This window comes from Microcoleus sp. A2-C3 (assembly GCF_036706065.1).
Taxonomy (GTDB): domain Bacteria; phylum Cyanobacteriota; class Cyanobacteriia; order Cyanobacteriales; family Microcoleaceae; genus Microcoleus.
Map to the genome: position 1 here is coordinate 1 of NZ_JAUBVX010000094.1, position 11,424 is coordinate 11,424.

10 protein-coding genes are annotated in these 11,424 nt (G+C 46.1%); 6 read left to right on the top strand and 4 right to left on the bottom strand.

The window, feature by feature from the left end; translation table 11 throughout:
• Nucleotides 1–273: 273 nt before the first annotated feature.
• From QUB66_RS28815 to QUB66_RS28825, 3 genes are all read right to left on the bottom strand, one after another.
• Nucleotides 274–1,506, bottom strand: a complete 1,233-nt coding sequence (locus tag QUB66_RS28815; RefSeq protein ID WP_265235263.1) for a DUF445 domain-containing protein — start codon at nt 1,504–1,506, stop codon at nt 274–276.
• A 179-nt stretch (nt 1,507–1,685) separates the two neighbouring features.
• Nucleotides 1,686–2,387 carry a bifunctional demethylmenaquinone methyltransferase/2-methoxy-6-polyprenyl-1,4-benzoquinol methylase UbiE gene (ubiE, locus tag QUB66_RS28820; protein WP_332970694.1) on the bottom strand — a complete coding sequence of 234 codons (702 nt, stop codon included), beginning with the start codon at nt 2,385–2,387 and terminating at the stop codon, nt 1,686–1,688.
• Between the two features lie 206 nt (nt 2,388–2,593).
• Nucleotides 2,594–3,538 (bottom strand): response regulator, encoded by a 945-nt coding sequence (locus tag QUB66_RS28825; RefSeq protein WP_265235241.1) that lies wholly within the window; start codon nt 3,536–3,538, stop codon nt 2,594–2,596.
• A gap of 154 nt (nt 3,539–3,692) precedes the next feature.
• On the opposite strand from QUB66_RS28825, the gene QUB66_RS28830 reads away from it, so the two are divergent.
• Together QUB66_RS28830 and QUB66_RS28835 are read left to right on the top strand one after the other, a co-directional pair.
• A complete protein-coding gene (locus tag QUB66_RS28830; protein WP_265235242.1) occupies nt 3,693–4,787 on the top strand; it encodes a RuBisCO accumulation factor 1 in 1,095 nt (364 codons plus the stop codon).
• Nucleotides 4,788–4,911: 124 nt separating this feature from the next.
• Complete coding sequence (locus tag QUB66_RS28835; RefSeq protein ID WP_332970693.1) at nt 4,912–5,079, top strand: hypothetical protein; 168 nt, start codon at nt 4,912–4,914, stop codon at nt 5,077–5,079.
• A 42-nt stretch (nt 5,080–5,121) separates the two neighbouring features.
• On the opposite strand, the gene QUB66_RS28840 is transcribed toward QUB66_RS28835, so the two are convergent.
• The gene (locus QUB66_RS28840) at nt 5,122–6,135 is read right to left on the bottom strand and encodes a DUF4349 domain-containing protein (RefSeq protein WP_265235244.1); all 1,014 of its coding nucleotides are present in this window, start codon (nt 6,133–6,135) and stop codon (nt 5,122–5,124) included.
• A 167-nt stretch (nt 6,136–6,302) separates the two neighbouring features.
• On the opposite strand from QUB66_RS28840, the gene QUB66_RS28845 reads away from it, so the two are divergent.
• The 4 genes from QUB66_RS28845 (at nt 6,303) to QUB66_RS28860 (ending at nt 11,320) form a co-directional block, all read left to right on the top strand.
• On the top strand, nt 6,303–8,768 hold the full coding sequence (locus QUB66_RS28845; protein ID WP_332970692.1) for an ATP-dependent helicase: 2,466 nt from the start codon (nt 6,303–6,305) through the stop codon (nt 8,766–8,768).
• Between the two features lie 256 nt (nt 8,769–9,024).
• The gene (locus QUB66_RS28850) at nt 9,025–9,771 is read left to right on the top strand and encodes a dienelactone hydrolase family protein (protein WP_332970691.1); all 747 of its coding nucleotides are present in this window, start codon (nt 9,025–9,027) and stop codon (nt 9,769–9,771) included.
• Nucleotides 9,772–9,879: 108 nt separating this feature from the next.
• Complete coding sequence (locus QUB66_RS28855) at nt 9,880–10,779, top strand: S1 RNA-binding domain-containing protein (RefSeq protein ID WP_265235248.1); 900 nt, start codon at nt 9,880–9,882, stop codon at nt 10,777–10,779.
• 325 nt (nt 10,780–11,104) lie between these two features.
• On the top strand, nt 11,105–11,320 hold the full coding sequence (locus QUB66_RS28860) for a type II toxin-antitoxin system HicB family antitoxin (RefSeq protein ID WP_332970690.1): 216 nt from the start codon (nt 11,105–11,107) through the stop codon (nt 11,318–11,320).
• Nucleotides 11,321–11,424 lie beyond the last annotated feature (104 nt).

Consider the following 11,424-nt stretch of genomic DNA (forward strand, 5'->3'; position numbering starts at 1 on the left):
TCTGCCTTATCATAGTTCTCTTGCCAGGATTACGGGATGTTTGGTTTCACCCTTTTTTAATTCGCCAACAGTCTCTTGAAACCGCATCTACACAAACAAATCCCACTCCAAGCGGAATGAATAAAATAACCTAATTGTAATCGCTCAGTCTTCAACCCGCTCCCGTCGGGTTTTGTTTGAAAAGAAGCGGTTTCAACCGCCCGGTCTTATGTGCGCGCAAGTTCTGTGATAAATATCATACTACAACAATGATCTCAAAACTGCCGCAATAAATCACCGCTGAAGCAAAAGCACAACTGTCTGCAAACAGCCGACGAAAATGCCCAAAACCCCTCCTAAATTTACAATTCCCTGCAATTCGCTTTTGACGATTCCCTGAATTGCTAACTCTAAATCTTCGGGAGAAGTACCTTTTACTCGATCGACAATCACCTGGTCGATATTCAAAATCGGGATAGCCTGAGCTACAATATTTTCTAAATCCCGCTCCAGATATCGCTCTAAAACCAAAGCCAGTTCTTTGCTGACAATTTCCAGCGAAGCGCTCATCACCGCTGAAGTTTGCAATCGATTGAGAATCAACCGCGAAATATTTTCCCAGTCAATAGATTTGCTCAACCCATCAAGTACCTCCGTACCCCGCTCTTGAACGTAGCTACGAACGCTGTCGCGCATAGTTTTTCGCAACTGTCTCACCGTCGAAACCGGTAAGTTTTGCATCGACAAATTTTGCAGCCATTCCTGAAGTCGCCCGCGAATTCCCAAAGAAACAGTTAACTCTGCTAACCGCTGATTTGTGACTTGTCTGTCATCTAGACAAAAAGTCCGCAGCCGAGTTAAAGTGTTACGCAAACCAAACAAATTTGCTACTACCCAATAGGTGCCGCTGCTTTTTTCTCGAAACCCTTCATCGATGATCGAAATATTGCGATCGGTCAAAAAGTCAATCAAAGCCTGCCGCAGCACTTCCGGCGGTATTACTATCTGCAACAGCCAATCAGCCAACTGGCCCGCCTGAGCTTCAGTTAACTGAATTTCCAGCAAAACTTGGTCAAAAATTTGATTGAGCTGAGCTTCTAAAAAATCTTCCCGGCGCGCCAAAACTTTGAGAATTCGCGGCACAGATTCCCCCAACAAATCTCGCAGAATGTTAGCAAGAATTTTAGCGGTTTTTTGCTCTGCGTCTGCTTTTACCTGATCCAGCGCCAACTGCAACAGCCAGAGGATTATCGACTGCATCCGCTCAGTTTGCAGGAGGCGACGTGCTAATTTTTGCAGTTCCTGCGGCGTCAGCAGCGAACCCATAATTGTGTCGGAAATTCGCTTTGCTAAGCGTTCTTGGTTGCGGGGGATTAAGCCGGGAGTGAAAGGTAACTTCCGCCCTTTGATATAAATAGGTCGATAGGGGCGGAACAGCATTTTGATAGCTATATCGTTGGTGAAATAGCCAATAATTCCTCCCACTACAGGTGGGGCAAACAACAGCCAAATATCAGACGGGTTCATCAATAATTGGGGAATTGGGAATTGGGAATTGGGCGAAGCGAAGCGGAGGCATGGGGCATGGGGCATGGGGCATGGGGCATGGGGCATGGGGTAATGGGTAATAGTTAATGGTTACTTGTTAGTGATTTTTCTAATAACCAATTCCCAATGACTAATGACTAATGACTAATGACTAATGACTAATGACTAATGACCAATACTCCCATCATAGCTCCGGCAATGGGATAGTGGGTGGCGGTGGCAAATCCGGCTTGGTGGGCGATCGCGACTTGCTGCTCGCCGATCGGGAATTTTTCTAAACTAGGATTAATGTAGGCATATTCTTGAGTCATCCCAAATTGCTGAGCAATGGGCACTACGAGAGTGTCCAGATAAAACTGCTGAAAGCTCCGCATGAGGGAATTGCTGGGGCGGTGGAGGTCGAGAATAGCTGCTTTGGCGCCTGGTTTGAGGACGCGGTGCAGTTCCTGAAGACTGCGGGGGATGTCCGTCACGTTGCGGAGGCCGTAACCCATTGTGGCGCAGTCGAAGTAATTGTCGGCAAAAGGCAAGTCTAGGGCATCAGCTTCTACCCAGGTAATGGGACTTGCAGGGGTGAGAAAAGGTCGATCGCGCTGGCCCGCAACTGCCAATTGTGCGGCGGAAAAATCTACTCCAAATACGCAACCGGTAGACCCTGCTTGTTTTGCCAACAGCAATGCTATGTCCCCACTACCGCAGCACAAGTCTAAACAAGTATTTCCGGGGCCGGCACCGCTCCATTTGACCGCCATTTGCTTCCAAATCCGGTGCTGCCCCAAGCTCAACCAGTCGTTCATTTGGTTGTAAACTGGTGCAATTCGATTAAATATAGTTTTAATTTGTTCTGAGTTATTAGTCATTAGGAAGAAGGAAGAAGGAAGAAGGAAGAGGGAAGAAGGAAGAGGGAAGAGGGAAGAAAGATTTAAATGTAAAAAATTGGGATTTGCGATCGACCGCACAAGTAAGAAAGCCAGTAATTTCGCTTTTTGTCTGGGGGAAAGTTTACGGTCTATCGGTCAAATAATCCATAACTAATGACTAATGACTGATGACTAATGACCAATGACTACTTATCCTGAAAACTCGTCAATACCAAAGCAACTTGTTGAGCGGCGAGGTGAACTGTTGTGAGTTCGTCGGGGCGCAGGGAACAAGGTTGCTTCCACTGGAGGGACATCATGGCGATCGATCGACCTTTGTGAACTACTGGGACGCTGAGGTGAGCTTGAATGCCAGATTTTTGATAGTGCGGCAGACTCGCTAGGGCTGCGTCGGTCGTAATATTCACAGCACCCTGCATAGTTTGAGAGGAGATTGCCTCTAGAACCAGAGGGTCATCTGCTAGCCAATTTTCCACAATTTGGCCGCTGCTGTGAGTGCCTTGGGTTGGCATTAAAACAGTTCCTTCCACCAGTTGCAAAATACAAGCGTCCGCCAAGAAATTATCGCTCACAGCAGTAGCAATTGGCTCTAAACTTGCTTCCACACTCGGATAATCCATAGCCGTTTGCATGATTGTTGCTAACAGTTGTATTTGATTTTGGGCACGGTGCAATTCCTCAGTCCGCTGCTTGAGAACTTCATAGGTCTCGGCCGCTTTTTGCACCACCATTTTCAATTCGTTCGGGTCCCAAGGCTTGGTGATATACTTGTAAACCTGTCCGGAGTTAATCGCATCCACCAAGTCTTCAATATCCGTAAAACCAGTCAAGATAATTCTGACAGTATTCGGAAACTGTGGCACGGTCTTGCTGAGAAATTCCGTTCCCTTCATTTCTGGCATTCGCTGGTCGGAAATGATGACGGCGACCTCGCCCTCGATGCCGAGGACTTCCAAGGCGCGAATCCCGCTCTCAGCTTTGAGCACATTAAAATCTCGTCGGAAAGTGCGGTAGAGTAAATCCAGATTGTCTGGTTCATCGTCTACTACCAGCATTTTGGGTTTTTTCGGTCGGTGTAGGGTCATGAGCTGGCGTTTAATTTGATCTAGCTCTGGAATGGCATTATCCATAACAATACGATAAACTCCCCTTGGCAAATTTAGGTGAGCAACTATTCTGTAACAATAGTCTCATAACTCACTCTATCCATCGATCGCTATGCAGCGACACGATCCTTGCTGATATCGAATCACACATAAATTAGCGCTGATTTTTGATTCAATTATGACTGATACACCTCAAGATTCCTCCGCTCCTGCATCTGCACCCTCCACGAATGCTGTGGATGTCGAAAAGTTAATTCGATCGCTCCGCCGCAAGGAAGGCACTTGGGTAGAGTGGGGACAGGCCTGCACGGCTCTGCTGCAAGCGGGCTGCAATTCTCAGCAGATTTTTGAACAAACTGGTTTTGAGCCAATTCAGCAAAATCAGGTCGGCGTTGCAGCCCAAGTTTACACCAGCATGGTCAATGCTGGCGCTTCGGAAGAAGTTCGATCGCACTTTCTGCGGAAAGGTAGTGACATTTTATACGAGTTTCGGATTCTCTCTCAAGCAGAGCGGGCTGGTGCGGCAGCTTTGATGCTAGCCCAAAATTTGGATGTTGACGATGCTCGCCAAGTTGCCAAAGCGATCAAAGAGTTTTCGCACTTCGGGAGTCTGCCGCAGGGCTTCACAGACACTCCTGGGGATGCTGTAGCTTACCAGTGTTGGCAGTTGGCGAGACAGAAAAGCGATTTGCAAGAGCGATCGCGCTTAATTGCTCGCGGCCTAAAATTAGCTAGTAGCCAAAGCGCTAGGGCGCAAATCGAGCAGTTGTTGGTCGATTTTACAGTAGTTGCGAGGCGGGCTGCGCCCCGCTTGCCCATCTACAGGCTCGATTCTGAGGAACAATTGCCACGGATTGTCCCCGTGGTGGGCAAATTGCCGCTTTCTACGTCAGATTTGCTGGCAGTGCCTTTGCCGGAGGAAATCTGGCCGTTCCGAATGGTAAAATTTTCGGGAGCAGGAGCTTGGGTGGCGATTCCTGGATGGCAGGTAATTTTGAACGCGGAAGATCCGGTGGCGGTTTTGGAAATGAGCGATCGATTGCCGGTACCGCTCGAAGGTAAAGTTGAAGAAGTTTTGATTATTGCCGATCGCGCCCAAAGACAGTGGGATGCTGACAGTTATTTCCTCGCAGATAACGGCGGAAATTTAGAATTGCACTGGTTTGAAACATCCCCAGATATTGCAGTTTTGGGGCGAGTTGTGCTGGTGATGCGGCCGAAGAAGATTGTGGATGAAGATTATACCAAAGATGGATGGCAAATAGACGATTAGTCAGTTGACAGTTGACAGTTGACAGTTGACAGTTGACAGTTGACAGTTGACAGTTGACAGTTGACAGTAGTCATTAGTAGGGTGCGTTGCGAGCGAAAATCCCTAAACAAAGATCGATAATCTCATGGCGACGCATCTTATACCATTTTTGATTGGCGATTGGCGATGGGGAATGATATCAAGTGCGATCGATCGCAATATTTCCGCGCTTGGTGCGTCGCTACCAGATATTCGAGTTGCTCCAAATATGGTCTGCTCTTCGTCACCCCCTACGGCATCTAATGACCAATGACTAATGACTAATGACCAATGACTAATGACCAATGACCAATGACTAATTAGGCGGTTTCGGTTCTTGAATTTTCGGAACAGAATGCTGTTTCCTAAATCGATTAAAACCGTAAGCCGCAGCCCCAATTACCAGGAAATAAGGACTGTAAGCCAACATCCAAATACCCAAAGCAAACAAACCAAGCGTCAATTCGCCCACAGAATGAGTCGCTTGTCCCCAAGTTTCCTGCATCCGCAAACCGAGAGAAGGTTCGGGATCTTGCTGAGCCGATACTGCTGCTTCGAGAGTTAAGTTAATAGTTGAATAGGCCACTTGATTTCGCAAACTTTTTAACTCAGCGTCAATGCGCTCAATAGACTCCCGAATATTGCTCAACTCTTGAGCAGCTTTCAGCACATCGCCCACAGAACCCGATCGCTCCATAATTTTTAACACAACTTCTTCCGATTTGCGAAGATTCCTCAGCCTAGCGTCATTATCAACTAATTGAGTAGTAACATCCTCAGCCGTAAGCCCTCGGTTCTGTACACTTCCGAGCTTGGCCAAAGCATCTAAAGTAGTTTCTAACTTTGCTTGAGGTACCCGAATCTCCACCGTTGCGGTTTGGCGGATACTAGAATCCGGTGGCTTTTGGTTTTGGAAACCTAAGACATCGCCTTGCTGCTTTTTCACAATCTCGGTAACAGATTTACTGCTAGTGTCAATTGATTTGACAACGACACTGAGTTCGGCTTTTTTAATCAGTTGGGGAGGAGTTGCTGGAGTTTCTGGGGGTGCTGTTTTTGATACAGCAGAAGTTTTTGACTGTGCGCCTTGTCTGGTGATTGAGGCGGGTGGGGGTTGGGGCGTAGATGCGGCCATTTGGCTTTCGCGGCTGCTGGATGAATCTGCGTCGGCTGGAGCGCTGCTGCTGGTCATAGCTCCTCCACAACTCGGTAAAGCAATGGCTGAAGATAAACTTAAGAATACCGCCACAGCAAAACGAGTTGTGCTGCTGTGGGTTGGGTTTGGGTTTGGCTTGTGGGGCGGGGAATTGGTTTTGAGGTGAGTTTTCATTGAGGGTTTGTCCTATAAAAAAGGCTTGGGTCTTGAATTTTATGCTGGTTTTAATTTAAGCTCGAATAGATAGCGTTAGTTTACCTGATACAAAAATGGAAACGGTAGAGGTTGAAGATTTTTAGATTTTTAACCGCAGATGAACGCAGATAAACGCGGATGTAATAATGACTGATGAATTTGATCCTGATTTTAGCCGATCGCCTACCGAGATCGATCGCCCGGATGCAGCCTCAGCGCTTTCAAACTCAGAGATTGCCGCCGTTTTGCGAGAACAAGCTTGTCTGAAAATTCGCGCCAGCTTGCGTGCGGGCCAGCACGAGATGGCGGATTGGCAAGGCGGCCCCCTTGCGGTTTCGGCAGTTCCAGGGGCCGGGAAGTCTACGGGAATGGCTGCTGCGTCGGCAATTGCGATCGCCCGTAACCAGCTTCACAACCGCCGCCAGTTAATTGTCGTGACGTTTACGCGATCGGCTGCTGCTAATATTAAGACTAAAATTCGCCAAAGACTGCAACAGTTATCTTTATATCAAGGCGGTTTTGCAGTGCATACTTTGCACGGTTTAGCATTAAATATTGCAATGCGCCATCCCGATTTGTCAGGTTTAAATTTAGAAAATTCGACCTTAGTCACTCCGACTCAAAATCACCGATTAATTCGGACTTGTGTAGAACTTTGGATTGCCGAAAATCCCCGCAGATATCAAGTTTTGTTGGAAGGACAGCAATTTGATGGAGAGGAAACGGAGAGGCTGCGGCGACAATCGGTTTTACGGACGGAGATTTTGCCGCAGTTAGCTAAAACGGTGATTCACGAGGCAAAATCTTCGGGTTTGTCACCAGAAGACTTGTTAGAAATGAGCGCTCTTGATACTGGAGACGGTTATGAAATTTTAGCGGTAGCCGGCGGTTTATATCAAAAATATCAAGCTTTGTTGAGGAGTCGGGAATTTATCGATTATGACGAAATGATTTTAGCAGCTTTGCGGGTGTTAGACAATCCGAGAGCAAAGGCGATCGAGCAAAAGCAAGTATTTGCCGTTTTCGAGGACGAAGCCCAGGATTCAACACCTTTGCAGACTGAACTTTTGAAAAAATTGGCTATCGATCCAGAGCGTCCTAATTCACCTCCCAATTTTATCAGAGTTGGCGATCCAAATCAAGCAATTAATTCTACCTTTACTCCCGCAGATCCAATTTATTTTAACCAATTTTGTGACGACTGCGAAGTTGAAAATAAATTAGCGACAATGGACGGTGCGGGTCGGAGTACCCAGGTAATTATCGATGCAGCTAACGAGATGTTGCAATGGGTGAATAGCTCGGAATTTGCCAAAATAGAAAAACCTTTTCGCGATCAAACTATTAAGACCGTACCCAGCGATGATCCGCAGCATGATGCAAATCCCGCACCCATTGGTTGCGGCTTAGAATTGCATAATCCCCGCGATATTTACCAGAGTGTTGAGTTAATTGGCAAACGAGTCATTGAATTAGTTGAGGCATTTTTGCCGGAGGATTTTGACTGGGCGAACAATGAGAATAATCTCGAACTGGGCGGTCAAGTTAGCGATGCAGAAAACCCTGCAAAATTGCCCATAGAAAATTTAAAATCTATGGCAATTTTAGTGCGTGAAAATAAACAGGGTAAATTTATCAAAGAAGTTCTAGAGAATCCGAAAAAACACGGATTAAGCTTTGATTTAAGTAAATACGGGATTAAAATTGAGGATGTGGGAGAGCGAGATAGACATTCTCAAGTGCCTTTAGAAATCTTAACATTGCTGCAATTTCTCGATCGCCCGCACTCACCAGACTACCTAAAAGCAGCCTTAAAGATTTTGAGCGATCGGCAACTCATCCCCAAACAAGATTATAATGCTTTTGCGACAATCCCCGAACAATTTCTATATCCAGGCCCCCTAGACCCGAAGCAGTCAGATCCAGTTAAGAAATGTCGCTATTTTTGCTGCGGTTTGCTACAAGCCCGCTTAGAACTTCCACCATATCAAATCATCTCATTTCTTGCCCTAGCACTGCAATACGATCAAACAGAATTAGCCACAGCCGACAAACTAGCAGAACGAGTAGCAATTCAAACTGTCGGTAACAATTCAATGAGCAATATTTTAAGTGTAATCAGCGAAATTGCCAGTTCAGAAAAATTTGAACCTGTGGATGCAGACGACAAAATAGAAGAACGCTACACCAGCAAAGGTCAATTAACAATTATTACCATGCACAAAGCCAAAGGCTTAGATTGGGATTGCGTGTTTATCCCTTTTTTGCACGAACAAACCATCCCCGGAACTTTGCGAGTCTTGCCACAAACTAGATTTCTCGGAGATTTCACTTTAGCCGAAGTAGCGAGAGCACAAATTCGAGCAAGTTTGCACGAAAAATATCCTTTACCCAATCTGGGTGAAGCCTGGGAACAAGCAGATTATTTGAAAAAAGCCGAAGAGTTTAGATTGCTGTATGTAGCGATGACGCGAGCCAAAAGTTTGCTGTGGATGGCGGCGGAGAAGAAAGGGCCTTTTACTTGGAACAAACCGGAGAATTTGCAGGAACAAAAACCTTGTCCGGTGATGCCAATTTTGAAACAGAGATTTCCGGGAAATGTGATATTGTAGACTTGAGGATTAGTTACTAAAAAAAATGGGAACTTACATCTTACATCCTTGTTAGCAACGGGCAAGATGCCCGTTCCACAAAATTTGATTTTATTGTGGAATTGGCCCCAGAGCACTATTGTTAAGAACGGGCAAGATGCCCGTTCCACAAAACTTAATTTTATTGTGGAACGGGCATCTTGCTCGTTCGTTAAAAAAATATCATTCACAAATGATTTAGACTTGCCATACAGCAAAATTTGCACTAAAACTAACTATGACCAACCCAGAAATTCGCACAGCTAATATTACATTTCCCAACGGAGATTTGCAAATCGCTGCTTATTTAGCCCAACCCGCCACAGCAGGGCAATTTCCCGCAGTTATCGTCATCCAAGAAATCTTTGGCGTTAACTCGCACATCCGCGAGGTTACTGACAGAATAGCAAAGGAAGGATATGTGGCGATCGCCCCAGCCATCTACCAGCGTCAAGCCCCCGGCTTTGAAACCGGCTACACGCCCGAAGCTATCAAAATTGGCAAAGAATACAAAGAACAAACTACCGCATCCCAACTGCTGAGCGACATCCAAGCCGCCATCGATTACCTCAAAACCTTACCATCCGTCAAACAACAAGGTTTTGGCTGCATCGGTTTCTGCTTTGGCGGACACGTCGCCTACCTCGCCGCTACTTTGCCCGGAATCAAGGCTACAGCTTCGTTCTACGGTGCTGGTATCGCCACGGATACCCCCGGCGGCGGAGCCCCCACGATCGATCGCACAGCCGACATTAAAGGCACTCTCTACGCCTTTTTTGGCACTCAAGACCCCAGCATTCCCTCAGAACAAGTTGACCAAATTGCCACAGAATTGGAAAAACACAGTATTCCTCACCTAATTTTCCGCTACAATGCCGATCACGGCTTCTTCTGTGACCACCGCGGCAGTTACGACGCTACCGCAGCAGCCGAGTCGTGGGTGCAGGTGAAGGAGCTATTTCGACAGGAACTTCAACCTGTTTAGAGATGAGGAGATGGGGAGATGGGGAGAATTTTCTACTAACAACTGACAACTGACAATTGACAACTGACAACTGACAATTAACAACTGACAACTGACAAATAAACTGACATGAATTCCAAATCTACAGGTTCTCAAAGCGCAAAAGCATCTTTTTCGATGGATGATTTTGCTAAAGCCCTCGAACAGCACAATTACGAGTTTCAAAAGGGACAAGTAGTGCGTGGTAAAGTGTTCGAGCACGACTCAAACGGCGCGTATGTTGATATCGGCGGCAAGTCTTCGGCTTTTTTGCCGATCGAAGAGGCTGCTTTGAGAACAATTACGGATTTGTCGGAAGTGGTTCCGCTGGATGAGGAACAGGACTTTTTAATTATCCGCGAACAAGATGCCAACGGCCAAGTTACTCTGTCTCTGAAACAGTTACAAGTTCAGCAAGCTTGGGAAGATTTAGTTGCATTGCAGGAAACTGGTAAAGTGCTTCAGGTGCGGGTTTCTGGCGCGAATAAGGGCGGCGTGACGGTGGATGTTGAGGGAATGCGCGGCTTTATTCCCCGATCGCACTTAGCCCAACGCGATAACATAGAATCGCTAATTGGTCAATCTTTGACCGTGAATTTCTTGGAAGTCGATCGCGAACGAGAAAAACTCGTACTTTCGCAACGGATGGCGACTCAATCTTCTGCTTTCCGTCAGTTGGAAATCGGTCAATTGGTGGAAGGAACAGTCAGCAGTATCAAGCCTTTTGGCGTGTTTGTGGACTTGGAAGGAGTTAGCGGTTTGCTACACATCAAGCAAGTCAGTCAAAAATATATTGAGAACCTGGCACAAGTTTTTGCCCCAGGCCAACCCCTGAAAGCCGTGGTGGTTGATCTAGATGAAAGTCGCGGCCGAATTTCGCTTTCTACTCGGGTACTGGAAAATTATCCAGGGGAAATGGTGGATAAAATGGCGGATGTCATGGATACCGCAGAAGAGCGATCGGAACGTGCTCGAAAAACTCTTTCTTAGGTCTTGATATAATTACCCGTTTACTCGTTTTCACGCTAACCCTGGAAACGAGTAAACGAGGGGAAATTTAGGGGAAATTGGGGAAATGTGCGATCGGGCTTCCTATCCTGTCCGGTAAATTAACAACAATAGACTTCTTGCATATAGATCCACAATATCTATAAACCCGCCCCCACCGCACGACAGAATTTTGAACTCAGAAACCCGGTTTATTGCGTGATTTATAGTTCCTCGTCGCAAAATTCGTAGAAACCGGGTTTCTAGCCCAGTGCGTTAACAATGAAACTGTCCGAAGTGTTGTTATTGCGATCTTTCCAGAGGAATAATGAGAGAATATGTTGTAATCTTTGAATGGGCCAGCGCTAACTATTCAGCTTATGTTCCAGATTTGCCTGGTTGTATTTCTACAGGTAAGACACTTGAAGAAACAGAAAACAATATTAAAGAAGCAATTGAGCTTTATATTGACACCCTCCGAGATGATGGTCAACTCATCCCAGAACCATCGCTTAAGGCTAAGACAATTTCTGTCGCAGCTTAATTAACATGAATTTCAATTTTCATTTTCCATTAGACCTCTTGCAAAATAATTTTATGATATAATGGAAAGTTTTGCTTTACTGGATTGAATCCAAAGTCTTAACT